Here is a 26,053-nt window from a genome sequence, read left to right on the forward strand (position 1 = left end):
TTCAGAGGTCGCAAATTCTGATCCGTGCCGTGGGAATGATTTCTGCAAATCCTGGCTCGACCGATCCGGCACTTTTTAAGGAGTATCATGACTCACAACCTATTCAATACACAAAAGGAAGTTGCTCTTTCAGCGAGCAGGAAAGCAAAATTTTATTCTTTGCCTGCGCTCGAAGCATCGGGCGTGGGCAAGATTTCGCGTCTACCGGTTTCCCTTCGTATTGTGTTGGAATCGGTTTTGCGCAATTGCGATGGCAAGAAAGTTACGGAAGCCCATGTGAGGCGGCTAGCCAACTGGCAACCTAATGCAGCGCGGATGGATGAGATTCCCTTTGTGGTATCCCGCATCCTGCTACAGGATTTCACCGGCGTACCGCTCCTGGTCGACCTGGCGGCAATGCGTGGTGTGGCGGAAAAAATGGGCAGGAACCCAAAGCTCATCGAGCCGCTGGTACCTGTTGATCTAGTGGTTGACCATTCAGTTCAGGTTGATTACTACGGTAACGATCAGGCGCTCAACCTCAACATGGAGATGGAATTCCGCCGCAACAACGAGCGTTATGAATTTATAAAATGGGGCATGCAGGCATTCGACACGTTTAAGGTAGTGCCCCCCGGCGTCGGTATCGTACACCAGGTGAATCTGGAGTATCTCGCCCGTGGAGTACACCAGAAAGATGGCGTGGTGTATCCGGATACATTGGTCGGTACGGATTCACATACTACTATGATCAACGGCATCGGAGTCATAGGCTGGGGCGTCGGTGGGATCGAAGCGGAAGCCGGAATGCTGGGACAGCCGGTTTATCTTCTTACTCCCGACGTGGTTGGAGTAAATCTTACAGGCCGTTTGCGTGACGGCGTCACCGCCACCGATCTGGTGCTGACCGTTACCGAGATGTTGCGCAAAGCTCACGTGGTAGGCAAGTTCGTAGAATTTTTCGGCGAAGGTACCGCGTCGTTAACGGTGCCCGATCGCGCCACTATCGCCAATATGGCGCCCGAATATGGCGCCACTATGGGCTTCTTTCCCGTGGATGACGCCACCATCGAGTACTTCCGCGGTACCGGGCGTAGCGACGAGGAAGTTACGGCCCTTCAATCCTATTTTCAGGCTCAGGAGATGTACGGTACACCCCGCAAGGGCGACATCGATTACACACGTGAGCTGGAGCTTGACCTGCGAACAGTCTCGCCCTCGCTAGCAGGGCCTCGGCGCCCTCAGGACCGCATTGAAATCGACAACATTAAATCCAGGTTTACCGAACTCTTTACCAAACCCGTTATGGAAAGCGGTTATGGTAAAAGTGCGGCGGATTTGAATCTGCGCCATCCAGTGCGCAGTTGTAATGACAAAGAGATGGGCAGGGAGGCTCACATTGTCGGCTCAGGGCAGAAGAACATTCCCTTGCAACTGGGGAGCGCAAGGAATGTTACGGAAATGGTCAGCAATCGTCCGATACTTGATACGGACGAAGCGCCGGTATGCATATCGAACGGCCCATTCGATCTGGGCCACGGGGATGTGGTGATTGCGGCGATTACCTCCTGCACTAATACTTCGAACCCCAGTGTGCTGCTTGCAGCCGGCCTGCTGGCAAAGAAGGCGGTGGAAAAAGGACTGACGGTAAAGCGGCATATCAAGACTTCGCTGGCACCTGGATCGCGCGTGGTGACGGAATATCTCAGGGCCACCGGTTTGTTGGCCTATCTGGAAAAACTTGGTTTTAATCTTGTGGGCTATGGCTGTACCACTTGTATCGGCAACTCGGGTCCGCTATCCGAACCGATCGAGGAAGCGATGGCGACGAATGATCTGGTGTGTGCCGCGGTACTATCCGGCAATCGCAATTTCGAGGCGCGAATTCACTCCAGTATCCGCGCAAATTTCCTTGCTTCTCCACCGCTGGTAGTGGCGTATGCCATTGCCGGGACCATGCTCAGGGATTTGACGACTGAGCCATTGGGTTTTGCGGAGGATGGGACAGCTGTCTTGCTTGCAGACGTCTGGCCGCGCGAGGACGAGATCCACGCGCTGATGAAATTCGCCACCAATGGGGAAACGTTCCGTCGGCTCTACAGCAATTTAACCAAGGATCATCCGTTATGGAATGACGTATCATCGGTTTCAGGTCAAGTATACACTTGGCCAAAATCGACTTATATTGCCGAGCCACCGTTCTTCGAAGATTTTTCCATGCAGCCCAGGCAGATCGGCGAGGTACGGAATGCGCGCGTCCTGGGCATTTTCGGTGACTCGGTGACTACGGATCACATCAGTCCTGCCGGTGCCATCAAGGACACGTCCCCCGCGGGAAAATACCTGCTCGCAAGTGGCGTATCAAAGCCTGATTTCAACAGTTATGGCGCGCGCCGCGGGAATCATGACGTAATGATGCGGGGTACCTTCGCTAATGTACGCATCAAAAATCTGATGATACCCGGCAGCGAAGGGGGCATAACCCTGCATTATCCTGATGGTCAGCAGATGAGCATTTACGATGCAGCCATGAAATATGTCGCAGACGGTGTACCGACGCTGGTATTTGGAGGAGAAGAATACGGCGCGGGATCAAGCCGCGACTGGGCTGCAAAGGGAGCACAGCTACTCGGCGTCAAGGCGGTAATTGCCAGGAGCTTCGAACGCATACACCGCAGCAATCTGGTTGGCATGGGCGTATTGCCGTTACAATTCAAAGGGGACGACAGCGCTCAGTCGCTCGGCATTAAAGGTGATGAACAATTCGATTTGCTGGATTTGCACGATATCCGCCCGCAGCAGGACGTGACACTTGTCATTCGCGACGGAAATGGTTCAAGCCGGAAAATCGACCTACTGTGCAGGATTGATACGGCTATTGAGGTGGACTATTACCTGCACGGCGGTATATTACCTTACGTTCTCAGAGAACTCATGACAGGTTAGCATCCTGTATCACACGCGACAAGCCGGACTACTCAGCTTAAATCAGGTTGGGGAGGGCGAAACCTGATTTTCGCTGAAGTAGTCCGGGGCTCTCCTCAATTTACAGCCCGCAACTCTTCTTTCATGTTTTGGCTTGTGTTTCACACAACCAGATCCAGATCCCGAGCAGGAAAGGGATGGGGGTCGTTCCATAGCAGACGGTCATACTCGCCGTTTACCACCGTATAACATTCACATACCGAGTTTTCCAGCTCTTCACGATCCACAACCGTGATATGGCCTCGGCTGTAGTGGATTGCACCTATCGTTTGCAGCTTGAGAGCAGCCTGGGTCACGCTTTCGCGGCGGACGCCCAGCATGATTGCAATCTGCTCATGTGTCATTTTCAACTCATGGCCCGGCAAGCGATCCAGGCTCATCAGCAGGAAACGGCATAACTGCTGCTCTATATTATGGTGGCGATTGCAAACAGCGTTCTGCGCTGTTTGAGTAATCTGCGCCTGGGTAAAACGGAGTACCAGGTGCTGTAACCTGCCCCTCAAATCGAATTCTTTTTTCAGCACGTTCGCTTTTACCCGGTAGCCATCTCCGGCGCTTTGCACTACCACGCCGGCTGCCATGCTGCCGCCGCCTAACAGAAACGAAATACCGGTGAACCCTTCATTACCGATTATTGAAAGTTGCACGGACGCCCCGTTCTCTACTCCGTACAAAGGCGCAACAATGCTGGTGGTTGGAAAATATGCATAAGTAATAGGCGAACCAGGCTCATGAATTATTTTTCCCAACGGCATCGATATGAACTCAAGAAATGGGAAGAGCCGTCCATAATCCTCTCGCGGCAGGGCGGCGAGAATGCGATTTTGCTTCGGGCTGTGCAGTGGAAACATAATGAGACCTCTTTTATGTCAGGCTGTGCCGCCGAAGTGTACCCTTCGCTCATGACACTACTATGGTGACGCTGTTTAGCGGGGATCCGCTGACCCTGAATTGACGCGCTTCACGCTTCTTCCTCCGAACATACCCCAGCCGGAGGATAAATTCTCGGCGCTCGATTAACAACAGACCTCACGCTGGTAATGCAATTGCTATATAAAAGCATTTATCGTGCCAGGTTTTATTACTCCTTGCTAAACAGCTGGTTGTATAAAATCAGAAGAAAAAAATGGAATTTGACAGTATTTTTATGTTGCCTGTAAGCAACATAAATGGAGCTTCTAACTATAACCCTTTGATAATAAGTATGTATTATATGTCGTTAAATAGAGACGAGATAAATTTACTATAAAATCAATGGCTTCTGTAGCACCAGGGAAGAGCTTCAGGCTTAGTATCATATAAAATGAGTTTAATTAGTCGCGTATGCGAGGCAAACGTTCCTCGATGCTTCAGGTTGGTCGCATCGTTCCTATTGTCAGTCCGGTACGCACTGATCGCCTGACTTACTCTCTTCATTCAATTTTTGACAGAAATTTCCAGATTGTCTATCAACCGGGTTTTGCCCAGTCGGGCCGCTCCCAGTATTACCAAGTTTTCATCTTCCTTGCACGGTGGAGCCAGCGTATCGCGGTGCCGCACGGCAATGTAATCAATTTTCCAATGGTGTTCGTTAAGCAGTTTCTTTGCGTTTTCCTCCAATCCACTAAAATTTCTATTGCCGTTCTCTATCCCTTGCTTCACCTGCAGCAGCACCTGATAAAGCCGTGCTGACTCGGCGCGTTCCTCATTCGTCAGATAGCGATTACGAGAACTCGACGCCAGATTGTCCGGTGCGCGTACCGTTTCTCCTGCGACGATCTCCACCGGCAAATTCAACTGCCGCACCAGTTCACGCATGATGTGCAGTTGCTGGTAATCTTTTTTACCGAATACCGCTGCCTGGGGCTGCACGATATTCAGGAGTTTCAGCACAACCGTGGCTACGCCACGGAAAAACCCGGGGCGAAATTCACCTTCGAGAATATTGGCTACCGGTGGTGGATCCAGCATGAACTGCTGCGGCACAGGATAAAGATCTTTTTCCCCAGGTGCAAAAACCATATTGGCGCACCCGTGATTTTTCAGCAGTTCGCAGTCATCGGCCAGAGCCCGGGGATACCGATCAAAATCCTCTCCCGGCGCGAATTGCAGACGGTTGACAAAAATGCTGACCACTACAAAATCCGCTTCTTGCTGTGCAAGACGCACTAGCGACAGATGGCCTTCGTGCAGGCTGCCCATGGTCGGCACAAAAGCAATGGAAGGTTCATGCCTGAGGCGCGCCCGCAAGGATGAGATATCGGCAACAAGCTCCATGCTCAACCCACGAGTCAGAATGCATGCTCCGGCCCGGGAAATTCTCCAGCTTTCACCGCCCTGACATAATTTTCAACTGCTTCATGTATCCCGTTTGCGTCGGTCAGGAAATTTTTCATGAACCTGGCTTTCTTGCCGGAATAGATCCCCAGCATGTCATACAGCACCAGTACCTGCGCCGAGCAATCTATCCCGGCCCCGATACCGATGGTGGGAATGGACAGTTTCTTGGTAACTTTTTTCGCGAGCGTAGCGGGGACCACTTCCATCAAGAGCATTGCGGCGCCGGCGTTTTCCAGGGCGACCGCGTCTTCCAGCAACTGTTTTGCCTGGTGGTCAGTCTTGCCTTGCACCTTATAGCCGCTTAACTGGTGAACGGATTGAGGTGTCAAGCCGATATGGGCACAAACCGGAATACCGCGACGAGTCAGGAATTCAACGGTTTCCGCCATGACGGAACCCCCTTCAAGCTTGACCATATTTGCTCCCACGGCCATCAGCTCGGCGGCGTTCTCGAAAGTGTCCTGGGGGCTTACCTGAGACGTGCCGAAAGGCATGTCAGCCATAATGAATGCCTTTGTCGAACCGCGTGAGACGCAACGGGTATGATAGATCATGTCATCGAGCGTAACGGGGAGGGTGCTCTCCTCTCCCTGAAGCACGTTACCCAGCGAATCGCCCACAAGCAGGATATCAACACCCGCATTTTCCAGCAAAGCCGCAAAGCTTGAATCGTAGCAAGTGAGGATCGCGATTTTCTCCCCATCATCCCGCATCTTTTGTAAAGCGTCCTGTGTGGTGCGCATGCTTGAGCTCCTGATGTAGTGCGTCGGATAGTCCCGGTTGAAAATGACCTGATATTGCTATCGGCCTGGCTAAATCCCGAGATTGAAATACTCCCGAGGGCCGCGCATCTGCTCCACCTGCCTCAACAATAGATCAAAATCCGCCTGCCTATCGACAAAGTTGAGATTTTCACTGTTGATTATCATTAATGGCGCATCTTCGTACTGATGAAAAAAACGGGTATAGCTTTCGGTCAGCCGGCACAAATATTCGGATGTAATAGTATTTTCAAAAGCGCTGCCGCGTCGCTTCACCCGTTCAATCAGCGTCGCGGGCGACGCCTGCAGATAAATCACCAGGTCGGGCGAGGGCGCTTCGGGCTGAAGGTGCTGATAAATTTTCCGATACAGATCATATTCGGCATCGCTCAGGGTCAGCCTGGCAAAAAGCGGGTCCTTGTCGAGGAGAAAATCGCTGACAGTGGTTTTGGCGAACATATCAATTTGCGCCAGGCCCTGTAATTGATTGGCCCGCTGGAACAGGAAAAACAGTTGTGTCGATAACGCATGGCGGGGAATATCATCATAGAATTTTGCCAGAAACGGGTTTTCGCCCGGCTTCTCCAGCAGCAATTCGCTGCCCAGGTGACCGGCGATACGCCGAGCCAGACTGGTTTTGCCCACGCCTATCGGCCCTTCCACCACAATGTAGCGATATTCTTCCAGCTTCACTACGCTTGCTCTCGTTCGACTTGCTGTCCAGCGCACGCAGCCAGCAATTCAGCAATAGAACCGCGCCCGGGAATATGGCAGTCCGGTGCAATTTCCCGAAGCGGTTGCAGCACAAACGCCCTTTGATGCATGCGCGGATGCGGCAGAATCAGGCAATCCTCGTCCCATTGCAGCCCATCATACATCAGTATGTCGAGATCAAGCGTTCGCGGCGCGTTGAGATATTCACGCACGCGCCCATGATAATGCTCGATTTCAAGCAGGGCTTTGAGCAGATCATGGGGGGCGAGCGCAGTTTCGATCAGCGCCACGGCGTTGATGAAATCAGGCTGATTGGCCTCTCCCAGTGGCGCGCTGCGATAAAGCGAGGAATGCGCCAGTAGATGGCTTGATGGAAGGCGCGCCAACTCCTCAAACGCTTTCCGTATCTGCGCGGCCGGATTATCCAGGTTGCTGCCTAATCCGATATATGCCTGGGAAACGGCGTGACGATCTGACATACGATTCATGATACCGACCTATTCCCGCTCGTCCGCAACTGCATTGTCGGGACTCGGGGCATCGGCGGAGGCGGATGTTCGGCGGCCGCGGCTTCTTCGGCGCTTCTTTTTCGCCTCGTCCTTGAAAAGCATGGCTTCACGGTCGCTGGTACTGGCATGCTGGAACGTTTCCCACCATTTCCCGAGCTCCATGTCGACCTCGCCGCTTTGGCAACGCAGCAACATGAAGTCATATGCGGCGCGAAAACGCGGATGCTCCAGTAAACGAAATGGCCTGCGTCCTGACCTGCCTATGAAGCGCGGTTGCATCGCCCAGATTTCCTTCATGACGGCATCGTACCTGCGTGGGATCGCAAGATTTCCATTTTGTACCGCCAGCACGTCATCCATCGCCTGATGCAAAGCAGGAATCAATTTTTCCCCCGCAGCTTGACGAACGTTCCACCTCGCGAGTACTTCGTGCCATAACAGGGCTGCAAACAGGAAACCGGGGGAAACCGGTTTTTCCTGACGAACACGCTCATCGGTATTTTTGAGCGCGAGCGTAATAAAGCGCTCACCCAGCGGCTGCTCCAGTATGACGTCCAGCATCGGCAACAAGCCGTGATGCAATCCGCGTTTACGCAAATCGGTCACGCAGGTAAGCGCGTGACCGGACAGAAGCAATTTCAACATTTCGTCAAATAGCCGCGACGGCGGCACATTTCGCAATAAAGGAGCAAGATCGCCAATCGGCTCGGCGGTCGCCGGATCAATCTGCATATCGAGCTTTGCAGAAAGCCGAACTACCCGCAGCATCCGTACCGGATCTTCGCGATATCGGCGCAGGGCGTCGCCGATGATGCGCAAGCGTCGTGCCTTGATATCGTCATAACCATTCAGGTAGTCCCAGATTTCTTCGTGGACAGGATCAAAAAATAATGCATTGACGGTAAAATCCCGCCGCCTGGCGTCTTCTTCCTGGCTACCAAATATATTGTCTCGCAGAAGGCGCCCATGCTCGTCAGCGTGCGGCTCGGCTACTACTCCTTCAACCTCGCTCGCGGATGTGCTCCCGCGAAAAGTGGAAACCTCCACTGTCTCAGCTCCGCACATCACATGCACCAGCCGAAAACGACGGCCAATGATGCGCGAACGGCGGAAAATGGCGCGTACTTCCTCAGGCGTCGCATTCGTGGCGATATCATAATCTTTCGGCTCCAGTCCAAGAAGCAGGTCACGTGCGGCGCCACCGACGACGAAAGCGGAATATCCCGCTTCCTGCAGGCCTGATGTTACTTTCAGCGCACAGGGATTGATGTGGCCGCGCATAATGCCATGTTGTTCCCGCGGGATGATATGCAACTCGGCGGAAGAAGAGCGGATAGAAGGGACGGGAGCAGATGAGTTGCGGCTGAAGACGCGGCGGAGCAGTTTACGGATCATTACGAAATCAGGAAGCCTCTGAATAAGTCTCGCGCAGGCGAATTCATCAAGAAGGTGGGGTTAAGTGATGCAGAAAGTACGCTGCTGAACATGGCGCCCACAAAAAGATGAGCTGAAAGGCGCGGTCCGCTGCTGGATATGGAATTATACACGCGGCATTGTTTCCGGCACGAAATGACGCTCGCTTCCGAGAACGAATTCCTTCATATTACACTGGTAAAGTGCTTCGAGATTATTCCGATTAAGTACTTCTTCAGTGGTTCCCGCAATGGTGCGGCCATTATCGAACAGCATGAGGATATGGTCGCAGAAGCGGTTCGCCCAGCCAATATCGTGGAGCACCATGACGAGCGTCTTGCCTTGCGCCGCTAATTTGCTGAACAGTCTCATTGCACTTGCTTGATGGCGCAGGTCCAGGTGTTGCAGCGGTTCATCCAGTAAATAACATTGCGGCGCTTGGGCGAGCAACAAAGCGATACGAGCGCGTTGGCGCTCGCCACCTGAAAGCGTAATAAATGGACGACGGGCGAGTTCGGTCAATTCCATTCCCTCAATGGCTTCACTTGCAATTTCGTGGTCCACAGCCTGCCAGCCAAACATATTCTTGGCATGGGGGTATCGTCCAAGCAATACATATTCATGCACATTTCCCCAGAACTCGCCCGGCTCTTCCTGCAGCATAACGCCCAGAATACGGGCAAGTTCGCGCTGAGACCAGGCTTGCGGCGTTTTTCCCGCCACCATTACCTGCGGCTCATCTTTTCTATTGATCTGGCTCAAGCCGGCCAATGCATGGATCAAAGTCGTTTTGCCGCAACCGTTCTGGCCGAGTATCGCCCAGCATTCACCCGAATTGATGACCAAGCTCAGGTTTTGGCACAGTATCTTGTCGGGATACCGAAGATTTAGATTCCTGATCTGTAAAACCATTCATTAATATGCGTTCATGTTTAATTCATGAAGCAGCCTGAATCACAGACGTCAATATAAGGGTTTTTTATACCCGCAAGTATTCAGTTTTTCCTCCCATCCAACGCTTAAGATGGTGTCTCGCAGCTTCGGGATAGTCACGCAATAATTCCTCGGCGGCGGCACGAGCCGCGTCAAGTAAATCCGCGTCCTGTTCCGGATCGGCAAAGCGCAGCATGGGTACACCGCTTTGACGGGCGCCGAGAAACTCGCCTGGACCACGAAGCCGCAAATCCTGGCGCGCGATTTCAAAACCGTCGGTTTGCTCGAAAATAATTTTGAGCCGCTCCTGGGCCGTCGCGGATAAAGGCTTCTGATACAGCAATATGCATATCCCTCCTTCCGCTCCCCGTCCCACGCGGCCCCTTAATTGATGCAACTGCGCCAGGCCCATACGTTCGGCGTGCTCGATCACCATTAGCGAGGCATTAGGCACATCCACGCCTACTTCGATAACAGTGGTGGCGATCAGTAGATGAATCTCACCTTGCGCGAACGATTCCATCACTGCCGATTTTTCCTGGGATGGAAGCCGTCCATGCACCAGGCCGATTTTCAATTCCGGAAAAGTCAGGCTCAATGTTTCGTAAGTCTCGAGGGCAGTCTTGAGTTGCAGAGCCTCGGATTCTTCAATCAACGGACAAACCCAGTAGGCCTGTTTTCCCCCACGGCAAGCTTCCCGGATACGGGCGGTGACTTCATCGCGGCGCGTATCTGCGACCAGTTTGGTCAAAACCGGCGTTCTGCCGGGCGGCAGCCCGGCAATCAGCGATACATCAAGATCGGCATAATAGCTCATTGCAAGGGTGCGCGGAATGGGCGTGGCGCTCATCATCAACTGATGCGGCCTGGCGCCGCTTTTCGTGCCCTTTTCTCGTAATGCCAGCCGTTGATGAACGCCAAACCGATGCTGTTCATCAATGATCACAAGGCCCAGTCTGTCGAACTCGACCTGCTCCTGGAATAGTGCGTGGGTGCCGATGGCAAGCATGGCATTACCCTCGGCGATATTGGCAAGCATGATTTCCCGCTGTTTTCTTTTCTGATTGCCGGATAACCGGGCAATCGTCACGTCCAGATGAGCCAGGAGCGGGGCAAGCCAGGCGGAAAGCTTCAGATAATGCTGTTCAGCAAGGATCTCGGTCGGGGCCATCAGTGCGGCCTGATAATTATTTTCAATGGCTTGTAACATGGCCAACGCCGCCACGACGGTTTTGCCGCTTCCTACATCTCCTTGCAACAGTCGTTGCATCGGATGGGCTACAGCCAGATCGCGGCTTATTTCAGAAAAAGCCTTCTTCTGTCCGTTGGTGAGTTCAAACGGCAACGATGCCAGCAACGCTTCAGTCAACTTGTTCCTGGCGCGCAGAACGGGTGCGCTGCCGCTGCGGCGCTGCCGATAATGCAAGCGCATGGACAATTGCTGAGCCAGCAGTTCATCGAACTTGATCCGGCGCCAAGCGGGATGGGTGCGTTCCTGCAATAGAGCGACCGGCGCGTCCGGCGGGGGTTGATGCAAGAATAAGACGCTGTCCCTGAAACTCTGGAGCTGATAATGCGTTAATACCGTGTCAGGCAGCGTTTCCGAAAGATAGTCCCATTGATTGCCCGCATCTCGTGTTTGCTGAAGCACTCGACGGATCAGCTTGCGTACCGTCTCCGAAGAGAGTCCGGCAGTAGTTGGATAAATCGGCGTCAGCGCATCGGCTAGTGGTTGCAGCTCCCCTACAAGCCGGCATTTTGGATGGACCATTTCAACGCCAAAAAAACCTGCCCGGGCTTCTCCAAGCAATCGCACTCGCGTGCCGGCAGAGTAGGCTTTCGCCAGGCTACCGTAGAAATTGAGGAAACGCATAAACAACGTGCCGCTGCCGTCTTCTATCCGGCAAACGAGTTGTCGGCGGGGGCGATACATGATTTCGCTGCGGGTAATGACGCCCTCAACCTGTACTGTCGTGTTGGCAGGCACATCATTGATGGGATAAAGATGTGTTTCGTCTTCATAGCGCAGCGGCAAGTGCAGCACCAGATCGAACTCATCGGCAATGCCCAGCCTGGCGAGTTTCTCCTGCATTGTCTTGCCGCCCAGATGAGAAGGGGCATGAGGCGTGGAAGTACATTCTGTGTTGCCTTTCACCCCGGCAATACCAGTACCGCATCCATCTCCACTAGCGCGCCGCGCGGCAGCGCCGCTATACCGACCGCAGCGCGTGCCGGATAGGGCGCCTCAAAGTAGCTGGCCATGATTTCGTTTACTTTTTGAAAATTGGCAAGGTCTATCAGATAGACATTCAATTTGACGACATCGCCGAGACTGCCGCCACTTGCCGCTGCCACGGCTTTCAAGTTTAAAAATACCCGATGGATTTGCTCCTCGATCCCACTCACCATCTGCATGGAAAGCGGATCCAGGCCGATCTGGCCCGAAACATAAACTGTGTCTCCGCCGCTTACACGTATCCCTTGAGAATAGGTGCCGATTGCCTGGGGCGCATCAGTAGTTTGTATCGTCTTTTTTTTCATGTAATCTCCTCGGATTGTAATGCGACTTTGCTATAGAAGCTTGTAAATTCGGAACTATGAAGGCCAGCTTTGCGATATGATGACTGGAATTTACGTACATTTCAACCGTAAAACCTCAAGCCCGGTGCCCATCATCATCACTAAAAAAATAGAGTGCACTTATAAGCTTATCACCAGCTTCAAGGCGCGGAAGTAAAATCCATTAGCATATGATCAACCACTCGACCGGACCGGAATTTTCCCAGGCGTCCATATTGCCGTGTTATCGGGTTTGAGAAACTTCTCATCGCTAATTCGATAATAAGCAGAGCATTGTATTGCTCACCACTTATAAGTAATAGCCTATGCAAAAACTCATCATACAGGGCGGCGAGCCTCTTTCTGGAGAAGTCCACATTTCCGGTGCGAAAAACGCTGCCTTGCCAATTCTATGCGCTTCTTTGCTTACTGGTGAAACCCTCACAATAGAAAACGTACCGCATCTGAACGACGTAACGACCATGCTGGGTCTTCTTGAACAGATGGGCATCAGCGTCGCAGTCAACGACGACAGGACAGAATTGACTGCCGCGCAACTTTCTCATCTCGTTGCGCCTTATGAGATGGTAAAAACCATGCGTGCCGCAATTCTCGTGCTGGGCCCGATGCTGGCGCGGGCAGGAGCGGCAAGCGTATCGCTACCGGGTGGTTGTGCTATTGGTCTGCGGCCCGTTGATCAACATATCAAAGGGTTGCAGGCAATGGGTGCGGAAATCGATGTCGAGCATGGCTACATTCATGCAAAGGCAAAGCGCCTTAACGGTGCGCATATCGTCATGGATATCGTCACTGTTACCGGCACCGAAAACCTGATGATGGCGGCAACCCTGGCTGATGGGACAACCGTACTCGAAAACGCAGCGCGAGAGCCGGAAGTAACGGATCTGGCTAACTGTCTTATTGCGATGGGCGCGAAAATTCATGGAGTGGGTACCGATATCATCACTATCGAGGGCGTGGAGGCCTTGCACGGAGCGACCTACCGCGTCATGGCCGATCGCATCGAGACCGGTACGTTCCTGGTCGCCGCTGCTGCCAGCGGTGGTGAGATACACCTTAGGCAAACGTGTTCCGGCACACTCGACGCGGTGCTCGACAAACTAATGGAAGCGGGTGCGGCGATTGAATCCGGAGAAGACTGGATACATTTGAAAATGAATAATCCATTAAAGTCCGTAAATCTGCGAACCGCGCCTTATCCGGCTTTTCCCACCGATATGCAGGCACAGTTCATGGTGTTGAACAGCGTCGCCATGGGTACAGCCATCATTACCGAAACCATATTCGAAAATCGCTTCATGCATGTGCAGGAATTGAAGCGCATGAACGCCGATATCAAGGTCGAGGGCAATACCGCGGTAGTATATGGTGTGGCTCGTCTCGATGGTGCCAACGTCATGGCCACCGACCTTCGCGCGTCCGCCAGTCTGGTGCTGGCGGGACTGATCGCCAAGGGTGAAACGATCATCGATCGCATCTATCACCTTGATCGCGGCTATGAGCGTATCGAGGACAAGCTATCCCGGTTGGGGGCGAGAATCAGGCGAACGAACTAGCAGCCTGTCGGACTTGAAAAATCGCAGCGAAAAAGTGGCTGGGTGGGGACAGGTTTTGCAGATTTGAAGGCCAATAGTTATTCTATTAGATGAAAAAGCTATTGGCTGAAAAAGCAGCATGAACGGCCAAGCGCTTTTGCAGCCGATTTCCTTTAAGTCCGACAGGCTGCCACGAACTTCAGGGCAATGTCATGGCAAGACGAAAACCCAAGTATCGCATGCGCTTGTTTGTATCAAACCAGTTGCGGGTGATAGCGCGCATATCCTGGGGCCTGTGATTCCACGAGCCGCCGAAAAACATTCGCTTTGCGCAATTGCCTTGCCAACAGGTATCCGTCCATTGCCAGACATTTCCCATCATGTCGTATATCCCGAACGCATTGGGCTTGAAACTACCCACCGGCGCGGTTCTTCTGTTATCCCACTCGCTTCCGCAGCCATCGCAGTTAGCATTATTACGTCCGACATCGTTGCCCCAGTAATAATCGGTGGTTGAGCCCGCCTGCGCTGCGATTTCCCATTCGTCTTTGGTTGGAAGACGATAAGCTTTCCCGGTTTTTTCGGATATCCACTGTATATAGGCTTGTGCATCATCCCAGCTCACGTTGATCACGGGTCTGGTGCCGCGCCCCCAGCCATTGTCCGGGGGTTGATATCCTCCACAGCCACCTGCCGCCACACAGGCGTCCCATTCCTTGAAAGTGACGGTATATTTTCCGATCGCAAATTTATGCCCTGGAATGGGTATCATTTCAGGGCACTCGGGGCAAGCCCCGCCGGCTTCGTTCTGACGTCCGGTTGAAGTGGATAAAGCCACCCTTTGCTGCTGGTTGCCTACCTCATCCGGGGATGTTAATCGTATGCCAGTCGTTGTTGTTGCCGCGAGTACTACTTTTTGAGCTGTACCGCCATCTATCGGGCGTTCACCTTCAAATGCCTCGCTATTATCGCCGCGGGTTCTTTCTTGTATTTCCGCAATGCGTTTATTGTTGAATTCGCCGTCGGCGGCCATTCCCCTGCTCGTGGCATTATCTTTGTAATCGGAATTAGCAGTGGATGCGAATGCACCTGCTTCGGCAGATGCTGCAAAGCTCAAGGCGAGCAGGACAGTAGACAAAACTGATTTCATGAATTCCATTTGAACGCGGATGGGGGTTTTTTTTTCGATTCATGTGTGGATACCGGGAGCGTAGTTGACCGGGTGCATGGCACATAACCACTTTCCATGAGTGCTTCCAGCCTATATGGTAGCCGATGCCAGCCAGATATGGGGAAAAATAGACTTGCGTAGAGGCACGAGTCTAGGGGCACCAGTCCTTGTTAAAGCGATCATTTGTTAAATCCTGAATTCAAGCGTAGCCTTTCTTATTCCTTAATTGTCCTGGAAAAAAATGGATACGGTAGCGGTTCGCTGTTGTATCGCGGGTGGTGGTCCGGCTGGCATGATGATGGGGTTGCTATTGGCTCGCGCCGGTGTCGAGGTATTGGTTCTGGAAAAGCATGCGGATTTTCTGCGGGATTTTCGGGGGGATACCATCCATCCATCCACATTGGAAGTCATGCATGAGCTTGGATTTCTCGAAGCGCTACTGGAATTGCCGCATCAAAAAGCACATCGAGTCAATGGCCGGTTTGGCGCTCTTGCGTTGACAGTGGCTGACTTCGGGTATTTGCAAACCCGATGTCCCTTTATCGTTTTTATGCCGCAGTGGGATTTCCTGAGTTTTCTTGCTGAACGGGCAGCCCGGTATCCGACGTTCAGCTTGCGAATGAATGCTGAAGTGACTGGGCTCATCGAGCAGGAGGGACGTATCGTCGGGTTGCGGGCCGTGACACCTGAGGGTCCGTTGAACGTACATGCGAGCCTTGTCGTTGGAGCGGATGGCCGTCATTCCACTGTGCGTGCTCGTGCCGGACTGAGGGGGATCGAGTATGGTGCGCCTATGGATGTATTATGGTTTCGGCTGTCTCGTCGTGCGGGTGATCCTGAAGACCCTGTCGGACGTTTCGATGCGGGCAGGGTCTTTGTCATGCTGAACCGGGATGCTTACTGGCAATGCGGTTTCGTAATCCCGAAAGGCTCCTATGCGCAAGTTCGGGAGCGTGGGTTGCCGCCATTACGCGATACCATTGCGGAGTTGGCCCCGTTTGTGGCCGATCGCGTCGGTGAACTGCAAGACTGGGAAGCGATCAAGTTACTCGCTGTTCAAGTCGATCGGCTGCGTCAGTGGTATTGCCCGGGCCTTCTCTGCCTTGGTGATGCAGCACATGCAATGTCCCCCATCGGCGGTGTCGGAATCAACCTGGCAATTCAGGATGCAATTGCCGCATCGAATGCGCTGGCTGCACCGTTACTGGAGGATAGACCCACTATCGGGGCGCTGCGGGGGATTCAGCGGCGTCGCGCATGGCCAACGCGGATGACACAGCGATTGCAGCTCTTTCTTCAGAAACAGATCATTGGCCGCGTATTACGTGGCGGTGATTCTCTTTCGCCCCCATTTTTTTTCCGTCTACTCGCACGCTTCCCCTTGCTGCAATGGCTTCCCGCCCGGTTGATCGGTATCGGGTTTCGTCCCGAGCATGTCAAAACGCCTGACATATGGCCTCGCTGAACTGGATAGATCGCTAATCTGCTCATCGCATATCCGTTGTATTTCCCCCTGAAACTGTGAAGGCCGCATCTCCGCCAGTCGGGCCCTGGTATCTTTTATTACTGATAGTTAGTGCGTTAGCGCACCGAATCCTGCGGAAAATTCACATAAATTTAAATCGCAGCAATATTGCTGAGTTGATAAAGGATGCGGCCATGAAATTTTCTATAAAATTGAGAGCTAAGTTATTGACGTTGGCGAGTGCGTTGGTTTTCAGCGTAGCTGGAACCGGAATGGTTCACGCTGCGGCGTCCGGTGAGCATGATATGCCAGATGAGATAGGGCCCGGGGATTCCGCGGCCGTGAGGGACTCGGATGCCAACCAGGACAAAAGTATCAAGGAGAGATGGAATAAAAAAGATCGGAGTTCGACCAGCACCAGCACGGACCGTGACAACTCAAGATACAGCACTGACGGGACGGAAAGGTATGACGACGATGAAGGAAATAGCGGCACGGGTCCCAAGCGTCCAGGCCATTATTAACGGTGGAGGTAAAGGCTGACTCCGGGATCGGCTACCAGGTTTTACCCCGACTTCACAGACAAATCTAAACAGGCTGATGTCGGGGATGCGTCATGTCAATACCAAGAAAAATACGCTATGGAATTCAAGTGGAAAGCGGTACAACCAGTTAGAGCCGTACTCAGCCAGCAAGCCAGATTCGCGTGTATTTTGCAGGAGCTGCGCTATGAAAGCGAGCCGTCGGTCGCCATCCTGGCGCGGCTGATGCATCAACGAGGGGTGTGTGGTATCCCGCAGCATTGACGCTGGCGCACGAAGGTTTCCAACCAGCGGATACGATGAATTCCGCTTCAGTATCTGAGTACACGCGCCACACTCAGCGTCTGCCAAAATCGACCAGAATCAGCGGATAGAACTCTCTGGCTATATAGCGTTTCAAGTAGCGGTGAATTCTTTAAACCAAATAATTCCGTTGCTTGTGGGACGACTAAGAACGATAATCGACCTCGACAATCAACCCGGTATCTCTTCAGGAAGACTCTACCGTTGAGAATCATCAGTAGCAGCGAATTTCTATTGCTCGTGCGGATTTTCAGTCTGAGCAGGAGTTATATAAATGTTTAATTTAGGCTCCATGTTCAATCTAGGCCCCGCTGATCCAGTGGTCGGCAAGAAGAGCATCCTGGTCAAGTTACCTGCTGCTGAAGTCTTCAAATTTATTGGCGACGATTTATTTCATAACTATCCCAGATGGTCGCCGGAAGTACAGGAACTTGAATGTCTCACTGATGGGCCCGTAAAGTCAGGAACCATAGCAAGGCAGGTACGCGTAGATCATGGCCAACGCTCGGAATCAAAATTCAGGATTACGATTTATGAACCTTCGAGGCGACTGGCCTTTGCGGGAATTATTGAACCTTATCGCTGCCTTTACGAACTACAACCCCAAAGCAGGGGAGATGTAACGGAATTGAAGTTTACTTTTGAACTACTTGAACTCAAAGTATTCATGCGACCTTTTGAACAGTTGGTCCGGAGCGCAATTCAGGAGGGTGCAGTCCACACGGTAGAAAATATAAAACGTCTAGTTGAAAGCAGCAAACACGCCACAGCTGTTTGACTCTGACAGAGACAGCTACTTGCAACTTTTAGAGAATGCGACTTACGGTCGGAGCAGAAAAATCTTTTACGCTCGACATTGTCGCCGGTGGGTAATAGTTTCAGCATTCCGATCGATCGGCGCGAGGATTTACTCATGACAGATGAAGTTTCTAAAGAAGCACCGCAACCGCAGATACCTGACGATAGAAAACTATGGGATGTTATCCTCGGAATTTATGGCTATCCGGCGCTGCTTCTTGCGCATAAGCTCGGCGTCTTTTCTCTGCTGGAAGACGGCGAACTTTCGCTACCCGTCATCTGCGAGAGGCTGAACATCAAAGAGCGCCCTGCCGAAGCTATTCTGACGGCAGCAACAGCGCTGGGGTTCTTGTCGGTAAAAGGAGGACTTTATGCGTTGACAGCAGTCGCTGAGCACTATCTGCTTAAGAAAAATCCGAGCTATTTTGGCTTCATGTGGGATCTGATGATCGAAAACGATCAGGTACATTCATTTAAAAGCCTGGAAAAGGCAATACGCACAGATGAGCCCCAGGTTTACGGCGGGGCAGGTATTTACCGTCCTGAAGAGGTGCAGGCCGAACTCGCACGAAGATTCACGCGTAGCATGTACAGTATGAGCATCAAATCGGCTTTCTACTGGCCGGAGGTGCTCGATCTCTCCGCTCACCATATCATGCTCGACGTTGGTGGAAGCTCGGGCGCACATTCGATTGGAGCCGTATCAAAGTGGAGTAATTTACAAGCTATCGTTTTCGATTTTCCCATGGTATGCGAGATTGCAAAAGAATTCATTGCCCAGCATGGCCTGCAAGATCGCATCAGGACATGTGAAGGAGACATGTGGCGTGATGAAATGCCAATAGCCGATCTTCACTTTTACTCCACCGTTTATAATGACTGGCCACCTGAGAAGTGCAGCTTTCTTACCGCGAAGAGTTTCAATGCTCTCCCGCCCGGAGGACGCATCATCATCCATGGAATGCTCTATAACGAGGACAAATCCGGTCCTTTCGCTGCGGCTGCATTTAGCATGCTCATGATGGGGTGGACCGAGGGAAAATCTTACTCCTCCACGGAGTTGTCAGCCATGTTGAGCGATGCAGGATTCAGTGATATCGAGGTGCGCCCAGCCTTTGGCTACTATAGTATAGTTACTGGTCTCAAGCCTTAAAATATAACTTTCCCAGAATAATCACTCGTTCCTCCGGCTCATATGCCGGTATCCGCACCCATCTGCATTTGAAAATAATGCTGGTCGGACCATTTCCAAATGCAAGTCACTCCAACTATGGGTTTTCCGGGAAAAAGCGTCTCTTTTTTCCTTATTTCGCGGAGAATCCCAAGGAGGAGCGGGCTTCGGATGACGCATAACCTAACGCATTTGAGACGGGCAGCTTCCTCTGCCCGGCAAAAGGCGCCGTTCGGCCGGTTGCTGATCCTTGCCATATTGCTTGTAATGCAATGCAGTCCTGATCTGTTCCAGACTTACGTCCTGATCGCCTCCGTTTGCAGTCTCCTCCACTTTCCTTTACCCCATAGAGATTTCCATGCTCAAATGAACTCACCATAATTCATTACCGATTAATCGGCTTGTACCTGATCCGTTTAGGTTTTGCGCCTTCTTCGCCAAGGCGCTTCCGCTTGTCGGCTTCGTATTCCTGGTAATTGCCGCTGAAGAATGCAACCTGCGAATTGCCTTCGAACGACAGGATGTGGGTTGCAATACGGTCGAGAAACCAGCGATCGTGCGAGATGACCAGCACACACCCCGCAAACTCCAGCAATGCATCTTCCAATGCTCGCAGCGTTTCCACGTCCAGATCATTGGAAGGCTCATCCAGTAACAGGACGTTGCCACCCGAGATGAGCGTTTTTGCCAAATGGAGCCTGCCACGCTCGCCGCCTGAAAGATTGCCGACGTTCTTCTGCTGGTCCGCCCCTTTGAAATTGAAACGCCCCAGATAGGCGCGAGCAGGCGTTTCATACCTGCCGACGGTGAGGATATCATGGCCGTCTGAAATGGTATCGAATACGGTTTTGCCGCTTTCGAGGGCGTCACGCGATTGATCCACATGCGCGATCTTGACGGTTGTGCCAATCGTTAATTCTCCCGAGTCCGGCTGTTCCCTTCCCGTAATCATGCGAAACAAGGTGGATTTCCCCGCCCCGTTGGGTCCGATAATCCCGACAATGGCTCCCGGCGGCACTTTAAAGCTCAGGTTGTCGATCAGCAGCCTGTCTCCATAAGCTTTGGATACTCCCTTTAACTCGATGACTTCATTACCGAGCCTGTCCGCAACGGGAATGAATATCTCCTGTGTTTCGTTGCGTTTCTGGTATTCCTGGGAGTTAAGCTCATCGAAGCGGGCAATACGGGCCTTGGATTTCGACTGACGCCCTTTGGGATTCTGCCTGACCCACTCAAGTTCTTTTTTCAGCGCTTTCTGACGAGCAGACTCGGTCGATTCCTCCTGCTTCAGACGGTTTTCTTTCTGCTCCAGCCACGAGCTGTAGTTGCCCTTCCAGGGGATACCATGGCCACGGTCCAGTTCCAGTATCCACTCCGCGGCGTTATCGAGGAAGTAGCGGTCATGCGTGACTGCCACGACAGTGCCGGGAAACCGGGTAAGGAACTGCTCCAGCCATTCCACTGATTCGGCATCCAGGTGATTTGTGGGCTCGTCCAATAGCAACATGTCGGGCTTGGATAGTAAAAGTTTGCACAAGGCTACCCTGCGTTTCTCGCCGCCGGAAAGATTTCCGATAATGGCGTCCCATTCCGGCAGGCGCAGCGCATCGGCGGCGATTTCCATCTGTTGACTTCCATCTCCGCCGCTGACGGCCAGGATGGCCTCCAGCCGGACCTGTTCGGACGCCAGCGCATCGAAGTCTGCGTCCGGCTCGGCATAAGCCGCATAGACCTCTTCCAGCTTCTGCTGCGCACCGAACACTTCGCCCAGTCCCTCCTGTACAGCGTCGCGCACAGTCTGCACGGGGTTGAGTTGCGGTTCCTGCGGAAGATAGCCGATATTGAGGTTGGGCATCGCCGTTACCTCGCCTTCGATGTCCTTGTCCAGGCCTGCCATGATTTTCAGTACGGTTGATTTACCGGAACCGTTCAGGCCAAGCAACCCTATCTTTGCGCCGGGAAAGAAACTGATGGATATATCTTTGAGAATCGCGCGCCGGGGCGGGACAATTTTGCCCACTCGATTCATGGTGAGTACGTATTGAGCCATAAAAATATCAGATCAGCAAAATGCTTGAGTTTAACGCATGGAGAACCGACAGACAAAAGAATGACATAAACCCAGTTATGCAGACCGTTCTCCCTTCCGGGTAAGGTCTGAAATATTCCCTTGATAATGCCGCAAACGCCAACAGGCGATAAGAAGAAAAAAATTCCTGAAACCTCCAATTTTCAAACTGCTGAGTATGAGTTAATATCTCGACCCTTAAACAGATTCCGATTGTTGGTTACTGATCCCGTTTACGTAAATTCAGACGAGGCCACATGAATACAAGATTATCGATTGTATGCGCAGTATTGATGTTGAGTGCCTGTGCAAGCCCTACCCGCACAGTACAAGAAGGCGTTAAAGACCCTGGGCCGAGGGTGGCCGCACGGCCTTTGCCCGCCGCCGAACGCATGACTGTCGGTATCGCGCGTTTCACCAATGAATCAATTTACGGTAGTGGTCTTTTTACTGATGCTTCCGGTGACCGTATCGGAAAGCAGGCATCTGATCTGCTGGCCCGGCACCTGATGGCAACGCAACGTTTCAACGTGGTCGAGCGACAGGACATTGGCAAGCTGGCTGCGGAAGCTGACCTGATGGGCATCAGCAAAGAGCAGTTCAAGCAAAATCTGAAAGGGGTCGATGCCTTGATTCTTGGTTCGGTTGCCGAGTTAGGGCGAGATACCACTGGAAATACATGGTTGGTGGGCAAGCAAAAAACTCAACGAGCGCGGGCACGTGTTGTATTGAGGCTGGTGGATCCCAAGACGGGCCAACTGTTCTATACACAGGAAGGCTCGGGAGAAGCGGATTTGTCGTCCAGCAGCACCTTCGGCTTTGGTGGTGCGACGGGTTTTGATTCAACTCTGGAAGGAAAAGCGATTGATGCCGCAATCGTCAATATGATTAACAGCGTGGCGCAAACCCTGGATGCACGCCGCGCGATGGGGCAGTAAAAAATATGAAAAACGATCACTATTCCCTGAGTGATCCTGAACGGATCTATTCCAGGTTTTTGGTTCTGGTCGTCGCAATGGGCCTCACAGGTTGTGGCGCGCCATCCATCTACCATTGGGGTCGGTTTGAGGATGGGCTACATGACCGCTATGTCAGCCAAAACCATCCACAAGCCGATGCTTATTTGCTCGAAACCATCACTAAGGCCGAGCAGGAAAATTTAAGAATTCCCCCCGGCGCGTATGCGGACTACGGCTTTTTATTGTTCAAACGGGGTGATCGTGAAGGAGCGATTGCCTATTTTGAAAAAGAAAAACGCATTTTTCCGGAATCTGACGCCTTTATGACCAAACTGATTGAGCGCATCAAGCAAAAGGAATCTGATTCTGCTGAAAAGCATCAGCCACAGGCAGCCATAATTCACGGAACTCAGCCATGAAGTCAATTCTGGCTATTGCTGCGTGTGTCGCTTTGAACCTGCTTTCCGGTTGTGCCGTGCAGCCAGAGAAAATTGATCTATCGGCCTTCCACACATATAAACCACGTTCGATAGTGATTGTGCCGGTACTTAACGAGACGACGGAAATCAGCGCACCATCCGTTTTTGTCTCTACCATTACAAGGCCGTTGGCAGAACGAGGCTATTACGTTTTTCCGGTATATCTGACTGATCTGGTATTACGGGATTTCGGGCTGGCTGAAGCCGGGCATATCCACCAACTGGATACGCAACGCTTGTTTGAATTATTCGGGGCAGACGCGGCACTGTTTATTACTATCAAGGATTGGAGCAGCAAATATATCGTTCTCGCCTCGACGGTCGTTGTGGAGATGGATTACGAGTTGAAGGATACTAAAACGGGTACTGTTCTATGGCGTTCAAAACAACAGGTTGCCCAAAGTTCCGGGGGAGGCGACCTGATAAGCATGGCGGTAAGTGCCGCGATAACAGCTATGCTTGCCGATTATCTTCCGCTGGCTAGACAGGCAAATAACCAGGCATTCATACCCCCTCGTGGTTTGCCCGCTGGGCCTTATAACGCTGATTATGGCAGGGATCAGGACAAGTTTTAACGTCAGTGCAGTTAGCATGTCATTGGTTGCTTATAGTTTCAGGGCTGAAAGAAGCGCTATTTCGGGTGCTTGAGCGCAAGATAGCCCAGACGAGGCGGCGCAATACTATCCTGGATAGTGAGGGTGTCGGCGCTCCCCCAATTATCGTTGTTGATATTCTTTTCGCTGAGATGCATACAGCTATGCAGCCTCGCTTCAGATTTTCCAGGCTTTCGTGTATGACATTAACATTAATATTAATATCAAGAACTGCCATATTGCTATAGCAAGGAAAAATTTTGCCGATAAATATTTTTCTGTCATATTCTCTGCTGTGATCTCTTCCTTGAAGATCGGCTGAGGTCCACTCATACAAAATACAAGCGCAAGTATTCCCCTACTTGCCGCCGTTCCTTGGCAACGTAGCCTGAGTGAGGCGCTCGGCATTATCCTTCGTATCATAAATATTGATATGTGGGCGGCTCTCTGCCGCCTTTTCCATGCGCTCGCGAATTTTGGTTGTCATTTCATTATTGCGCCGCACGGCCGGGCGTGCCTGCACGGCGTCGAACCAGCGCATGAAATTGGGAAAAGCAATGCTGTCGATGCCGCGATCTTTATGCCCTTTGCACCACGGATAAGTGGCGATATCGGCGATAGTATATTCGTCGGAAGCGAGCCATTGATATTTGCTCAATCGGTTTTCCAGTACGCGGTACAGACGTAGCGATTCGTTGTTGTAGCGATCCCGGGCGTAGTGGTTATCCTTGGCCTGGCCATTGAAGTGATTAGCCTGGCCGAACATGGGCCCGATATGTGCTACCTGGAAAAACAGCCATTGCAATGTGTCATAGTGCTTACGCGCATCCTTTGGCATGAATCTTCCGGATTTCTCGGCGAGATAAACAAGAATAGCGCCCGATTCCATCATTGTGTAGGGGCCACCCCCAGGCCCGTCCGTATCCACGATGGCAGGAATCTTGTTGTTGGGGCTGAGCTTCAGGTGTTCGGGCTCGAACTGTTCACCGACGCTGATATTCACGTCGACATGCTTCCATTCGGCTTCCATCTCCTCAAGCATGATCATCACCTTCTGGCCGTTTGGCGTTGGGCTCGAGTGCAATTCAATCATGGTTATCTCCTTGTTTGCTTCGTGCATCGAGGTGAATTATCAAAAACTTCCGCCGCTTCCTGGCGGATATATTTCTGCGAACTGAGCAAGGCTTCGGTAAACTGATCCATAGTCAATTTTTTCCAATAATGGCAGGAATTTCATGTTGTTCAAAATAATTGGGGTTTTGCTAGGCTATCACTTCTTCGGCATTTTCGGCGCAGTGCTTGGCTATATCGTCGGAGGTATCGTCGACCGTTACATAGCTTACGGCTCGGGTGCGGTTAATCCGTTTACGAATGCTCATCGGCAGTCGGTTTTTATCGAAGCTGTTTTTTTGCTGATGGGGAAGCTTGCCAAAGCGGACGGCCATATTTCGCAAGATGAAATCACTCATGTTGAAGATTTCATGCAAAAGTTGCACATGTCGTCCGAACACCGTGAGCGCGCAATTGCCTTGTTCAGGCAGGGAGCGGCGTCCGATTTCGATTTTGAGCCGAAGCTGAACGAATTTATCGCTGTTTGCGGACACACCCATAGCCTGAAGCAGATGCTGCTGGTTTACCTTATCGTCATGGCGCTGTCCGACGGGCGAATGGATGCGGCTGAGGAAAGTTTGTTAAAAGGTATTGCGCTTCGCCTGGGGTACGATCAGCTTGCGTTTTCACGATTGCTGGAGATGGTCTTAAACCAGTCACACTTCGCGGGAGGGCGCGTACCTTCGGCCAACGCGCTGGATGAGGCTTATAAAGCATTAGGTGTAAAGAAGGAAAGCAGCGACCAGGAAATAAAGCGGGCCTATCGGAAGCTGATAAGCCAGTATCACCCGGACAAATTAATGGGACAGGGGGTCCCGGAAGATATGATTGCTGTGGCTACCGCACAAACTCAGGAAGTACAGACCGCTTATGACTTGATTAAAAAGAGCCGCAATATGTAGTCGCCTTTGTCCAGAATTTCTCATATTTTCCTTCGCAATACGGTTTTGCTTTCGCCAATGCAAGTGGGGAAGAAATTTCCCCGCCAGCTCCTCCCGGACTGATCCCGATTATGTATTCTCGGGGCATCCTCGCCTTGAACCGCTAAATAAATCCACGCCGAAGCTTGTCCACGTTTGCTCAATCATCCTTCCAACGGCTGACTGAGCAAACGACGTGCCTGATTCGTTTGTTGGCTATCGTACAGAACACATCTACGAGATGAACCAGACTAAGGTTCCGCATCCTGGAGTTTCGCCGGGATCGACTGAGGACGGAAGTCCAAGGAGCCTGATCCTTGAATACGCCTGCACAATTGACTGAGGTTTGGCCTCTGGTAGCCTACTTCCTTCTCGTCATCGCGCTGATGGGCGTAATCCTGTTGCTTTCTTATGTCATTGGTGAACGTCACCAGGCCAGGGTGGCGGATGAGCCGTTCGAGTCCGGTGTTGTCACCGTTGGTTTTGCGCGATTGCGGCTGTCTGCCAAGTTTTATCTGATCGCAATGTTCTTTGTGATCTTCGACGTGGAAGCTGTGTTCCTCTTTGCCTGGGCGGTCGCTTTTCGCGAACTGGGCTGGGCTGGGTATATCGAGGTGGTTATCTTCGTTGGTGTTCTGGGCGCAGCACTGGCTTATTTATGGATGCTGGGCGCGCTGGACTGGAGTTCCAGCGGACATCGTTCCAATGGGAAGAGAGGGATCGAACGATGCGATGGTCACTGAGCA

At 52.1% G+C, this 26,053-nt stretch carries 24 protein-coding genes; 12 read left to right on the forward strand and 12 right to left on the reverse strand.

The annotated features are described in order from the left end of the window. Positions 1-87: 87 nt before the first annotated feature. Positions 88-2,925 carry an aconitate hydratase gene (locus BUA28_RS09545; RefSeq protein WP_072767890.1) on the forward strand — a complete coding sequence of 946 codons (2,838 nt, stop codon included), beginning with the start codon at positions 88-90 and terminating at the stop codon, positions 2,923-2,925. Between the two features lie 140 nt (positions 2,926-3,065). On the opposite strand, the gene BUA28_RS09550 is transcribed toward BUA28_RS09545, so the two are convergent. The 9 genes from BUA28_RS09550 to BUA28_RS09590 form a co-directional block, all read right to left on the reverse strand. Further along, positions 3,066-3,815, reverse strand: a complete 750-nt coding sequence (locus BUA28_RS09550; RefSeq protein ID WP_072767891.1) for a Crp/Fnr family transcriptional regulator — start codon at positions 3,813-3,815, stop codon at positions 3,066-3,068. Between the two features lie 565 nt (positions 3,816-4,380). Beyond that, a complete protein-coding gene (gene panC / locus BUA28_RS09555) occupies positions 4,381-5,220 on the reverse strand; it encodes a pantoate--beta-alanine ligase (protein ID WP_072767892.1) in 840 nt (279 codons plus the stop codon). Between the two features lie 14 nt (positions 5,221-5,234). After that, positions 5,235-6,026, reverse strand: coding sequence for a 3-methyl-2-oxobutanoate hydroxymethyltransferase (gene panB, locus BUA28_RS09560; protein ID WP_072767893.1), 792 nt, complete (start codon positions 6,024-6,026; stop codon positions 5,235-5,237). Between the two features lie 69 nt (positions 6,027-6,095). Further along, a complete protein-coding gene (locus BUA28_RS09565) occupies positions 6,096-6,737 on the reverse strand; it encodes a deoxynucleoside kinase (RefSeq protein WP_072767894.1) in 642 nt (213 codons plus the stop codon). Continuing rightward, positions 6,737-7,246, reverse strand: a complete 510-nt coding sequence (gene folK / locus BUA28_RS09570; RefSeq protein WP_072767895.1) for a 2-amino-4-hydroxy-6-hydroxymethyldihydropteridine diphosphokinase — start codon at positions 7,244-7,246, stop codon at positions 6,737-6,739. Before folK ends, BUA28_RS09565 begins: the two co-directional genes overlap by 1 nt. 9 nt (positions 7,247-7,255) lie before the next feature. Then, a complete protein-coding gene (gene pcnB / locus BUA28_RS09575; RefSeq protein WP_072767896.1) occupies positions 7,256-8,662 on the reverse strand; it encodes a polynucleotide adenylyltransferase PcnB in 1,407 nt (468 codons plus the stop codon). 144 nt (positions 8,663-8,806) lie between these two features. Then, on the reverse strand, positions 8,807-9,592 hold the full coding sequence (locus BUA28_RS09580; protein WP_072767897.1) for an ABC transporter ATP-binding protein: 786 nt from the start codon (positions 9,590-9,592) through the stop codon (positions 8,807-8,809). Between the two features lie 67 nt (positions 9,593-9,659). Then, complete coding sequence (gene recG / locus BUA28_RS09585) at positions 9,660-11,705, reverse strand: ATP-dependent DNA helicase RecG (RefSeq protein WP_072767953.1); 2,046 nt, start codon at positions 11,703-11,705, stop codon at positions 9,660-9,662. A 59-nt stretch (positions 11,706-11,764) separates the two neighbouring features. Beyond that, positions 11,765-12,154: a RidA family protein gene (locus BUA28_RS09590; protein WP_072767898.1), complete on the reverse strand. Its 390-nt coding sequence runs from the start codon at positions 12,152-12,154 to the stop codon at positions 11,765-11,767. A 344-nt stretch (positions 12,155-12,498) separates the two neighbouring features. On the opposite strand from BUA28_RS09590, the gene murA reads away from it, so the two are divergent. Next, positions 12,499-13,749, forward strand: coding sequence for a UDP-N-acetylglucosamine 1-carboxyvinyltransferase (gene murA, locus BUA28_RS09595; protein WP_072767899.1), 1,251 nt, complete (start codon positions 12,499-12,501; stop codon positions 13,747-13,749). 178 nt (positions 13,750-13,927) lie between these two features. Here murA and BUA28_RS09600 read toward each other — a convergent pair whose 3' ends face one another. After that, positions 13,928-14,878: a formylglycine-generating enzyme family protein gene (locus BUA28_RS09600; RefSeq protein WP_178297994.1), complete on the reverse strand. Its 951-nt coding sequence runs from the start codon at positions 14,876-14,878 to the stop codon at positions 13,928-13,930. A gap of 262 nt (positions 14,879-15,140) precedes the next feature. Between BUA28_RS09600 and BUA28_RS09605 the strand changes: the two genes are divergently transcribed. The 5 genes from BUA28_RS09605 (at position 15,141) to BUA28_RS09625 (ending at position 19,160) form a co-directional block, all read left to right on the forward strand. Continuing rightward, the gene (locus BUA28_RS09605) at positions 15,141-16,364 is read left to right on the forward strand and encodes an FAD-dependent oxidoreductase (RefSeq protein WP_072767901.1); all 1,224 of its coding nucleotides are present in this window, start codon (positions 15,141-15,143) and stop codon (positions 16,362-16,364) included. Positions 16,365-16,558: 194 nt separating this feature from the next. After that, positions 16,559-16,888, forward strand: coding sequence for a hypothetical protein (locus tag BUA28_RS09610; RefSeq protein WP_143148491.1), 330 nt, complete (start codon positions 16,559-16,561; stop codon positions 16,886-16,888). 117 nt (positions 16,889-17,005) lie between these two features. Continuing rightward, a complete protein-coding gene (locus BUA28_RS15920; RefSeq protein ID WP_178297997.1) occupies positions 17,006-17,170 on the forward strand; it encodes a hypothetical protein in 165 nt (54 codons plus the stop codon). 313 nt (positions 17,171-17,483) lie between these two features. Next, entirely contained in the window at positions 17,484-17,987 is a 504-nt protein-coding gene (locus BUA28_RS09620; RefSeq protein ID WP_072767904.1) for an SRPBCC family protein, read from the forward strand. A gap of 135 nt (positions 17,988-18,122) precedes the next feature. Continuing rightward, positions 18,123-19,160, forward strand: a complete 1,038-nt coding sequence (locus BUA28_RS09625; RefSeq protein WP_072767954.1) for a methyltransferase — start codon at positions 18,123-18,125, stop codon at positions 19,158-19,160. 403 nt (positions 19,161-19,563) lie between these two features. Here BUA28_RS09625 and ettA read toward each other — a convergent pair whose 3' ends face one another. After that, positions 19,564-21,228, reverse strand: a complete 1,665-nt coding sequence (gene ettA, locus BUA28_RS09630; RefSeq protein WP_072767905.1) for an energy-dependent translational throttle protein EttA — start codon at positions 21,226-21,228, stop codon at positions 19,564-19,566. 275 nt (positions 21,229-21,503) lie between these two features. On the opposite strand from ettA, the gene BUA28_RS09635 reads away from it, so the two are divergent. Genes BUA28_RS09635 through BUA28_RS09645 form a run of 3 tightly spaced genes read left to right on the forward strand, consistent with a single transcriptional unit; the run spans position 21,504 to position 23,259 of the window. Continuing rightward, the gene (locus BUA28_RS09635) at positions 21,504-22,184 is read left to right on the forward strand and encodes a CsgG/HfaB family protein (protein ID WP_072767906.1); all 681 of its coding nucleotides are present in this window, start codon (positions 21,504-21,506) and stop codon (positions 22,182-22,184) included. A 5-nt stretch (positions 22,185-22,189) separates the two neighbouring features. Continuing rightward, positions 22,190-22,624 carry a DUF4810 domain-containing protein gene (locus BUA28_RS09640; RefSeq protein ID WP_218587257.1) on the forward strand — a complete coding sequence of 145 codons (435 nt, stop codon included), beginning with the start codon at positions 22,190-22,192 and terminating at the stop codon, positions 22,622-22,624. Beyond that, the gene (locus BUA28_RS09645; protein WP_072767907.1) at positions 22,621-23,259 is read left to right on the forward strand and encodes a DUF799 domain-containing protein; all 639 of its coding nucleotides are present in this window, start codon (positions 22,621-22,623) and stop codon (positions 23,257-23,259) included. Before BUA28_RS09640 ends, BUA28_RS09645 begins: the two co-directional genes overlap by 4 nt. Positions 23,260-23,635: 376 nt before the next feature. Here BUA28_RS09645 and BUA28_RS09650 read toward each other — a convergent pair whose 3' ends face one another. Further along, a complete protein-coding gene (locus BUA28_RS09650) occupies positions 23,636-24,370 on the reverse strand; it encodes a glutathione S-transferase family protein (RefSeq protein WP_072767956.1) in 735 nt (244 codons plus the stop codon). A gap of 145 nt (positions 24,371-24,515) precedes the next feature. On the opposite strand from BUA28_RS09650, the gene djlA reads away from it, so the two are divergent. Together djlA and ndhC are read left to right on the forward strand one after the other, a co-directional pair. Continuing rightward, positions 24,516-25,289 carry a co-chaperone DjlA gene (djlA, locus tag BUA28_RS09655; protein ID WP_072767957.1) on the forward strand — a complete coding sequence of 258 codons (774 nt, stop codon included), beginning with the start codon at positions 24,516-24,518 and terminating at the stop codon, positions 25,287-25,289. A 335-nt stretch (positions 25,290-25,624) separates the two neighbouring features. Then, complete coding sequence (gene ndhC / locus BUA28_RS09660; protein WP_256598288.1) at positions 25,625-26,050, forward strand: NADH-quinone oxidoreductase subunit A; 426 nt, start codon at positions 25,625-25,627, stop codon at positions 26,048-26,050. The last annotated feature ends 3 nt before the right edge of the window (positions 26,051-26,053 follow it).

This window comes from Nitrosospira sp. Nsp11, assembly GCF_900142705.1.
Classification (GTDB): Bacteria; Pseudomonadota; Gammaproteobacteria; order Burkholderiales; family Nitrosomonadaceae; genus Nitrosospira.

Coding starts and splice junctions, on each gene's coding strand:
- folK (WP_072767895.1), bottom strand. CDS start 7,246: ATGAATCGTATGTCAGATCGTCACGCCGTTTCCCAGGCATATATCGGA.
- BUA28_RS09590 (WP_072767898.1), bottom strand. CDS start 12,154: ATGAAAAAAAAGACGATACAAACTACTGATGCGCCCCAGGCAATCGGC.
- BUA28_RS09545 (WP_072767890.1), top strand. CDS start 88: ATGACTCACAACCTATTCAATACACAAAAGGAAGTTGCTCTTTCAGCG.
- BUA28_RS09620 (WP_072767904.1), top strand. CDS start 17,484: ATGTTTAATTTAGGCTCCATGTTCAATCTAGGCCCCGCTGATCCAGTG.
- BUA28_RS15920 (WP_178297997.1), top strand. CDS start 17,006: ATGGAATTCAAGTGGAAAGCGGTACAACCAGTTAGAGCCGTACTCAGC.
- BUA28_RS09650 (WP_072767956.1), bottom strand. CDS start 24,370: ATGATTGAATTGCACTCGAGCCCAACGCCAAACGGCCAGAAGGTGATG.
- panB (WP_072767893.1), bottom strand. CDS start 6,026: ATGCGCACCACACAGGACGCTTTACAAAAGATGCGGGATGATGGGGAG.
- panC (WP_072767892.1), bottom strand. CDS start 5,220: ATGGAGCTTGTTGCCGATATCTCATCCTTGCGGGCGCGCCTCAGGCAT.
- BUA28_RS09600 (WP_178297994.1), bottom strand. CDS start 14,878: ATGAAATCAGTTTTGTCTACTGTCCTGCTCGCCTTGAGCTTTGCAGCA.
- pcnB (WP_072767896.1), bottom strand. CDS start 8,662: ATGATCCGTAAACTGCTCCGCCGCGTCTTCAGCCGCAACTCATCTGCT.
- BUA28_RS09610 (WP_143148491.1), top strand. CDS start 16,559: ATGAAATTTTCTATAAAATTGAGAGCTAAGTTATTGACGTTGGCGAGT.
- BUA28_RS09580 (WP_072767897.1), bottom strand. CDS start 9,592: ATGGTTTTACAGATCAGGAATCTAAATCTTCGGTATCCCGACAAGATA.
- ettA (WP_072767905.1), bottom strand. CDS start 21,228: ATGGCTCAATACGTACTCACCATGAATCGAGTGGGCAAAATTGTCCCG.
- recG (WP_072767953.1), bottom strand. CDS start 11,705: ATGCAGGAGAAACTCGCCAGGCTGGGCATTGCCGATGAGTTCGATCTG.
- murA (WP_072767899.1), top strand. CDS start 12,499: ATGCAAAAACTCATCATACAGGGCGGCGAGCCTCTTTCTGGAGAAGTC.
- BUA28_RS09605 (WP_072767901.1), top strand. CDS start 15,141: ATGGATACGGTAGCGGTTCGCTGTTGTATCGCGGGTGGTGGTCCGGCT.
- BUA28_RS09635 (WP_072767906.1), top strand. CDS start 21,504: ATGAATACAAGATTATCGATTGTATGCGCAGTATTGATGTTGAGTGCC.
- BUA28_RS09625 (WP_072767954.1), top strand. CDS start 18,123: ATGACAGATGAAGTTTCTAAAGAAGCACCGCAACCGCAGATACCTGAC.
- BUA28_RS09550 (WP_072767891.1), bottom strand. CDS start 3,815: ATGTTTCCACTGCACAGCCCGAAGCAAAATCGCATTCTCGCCGCCCTG.
- BUA28_RS09645 (WP_072767907.1), top strand. CDS start 22,621: ATGAAGTCAATTCTGGCTATTGCTGCGTGTGTCGCTTTGAACCTGCTT.
- BUA28_RS09640 (WP_218587257.1), top strand. CDS start 22,190: ATGAAAAACGATCACTATTCCCTGAGTGATCCTGAACGGATCTATTCC.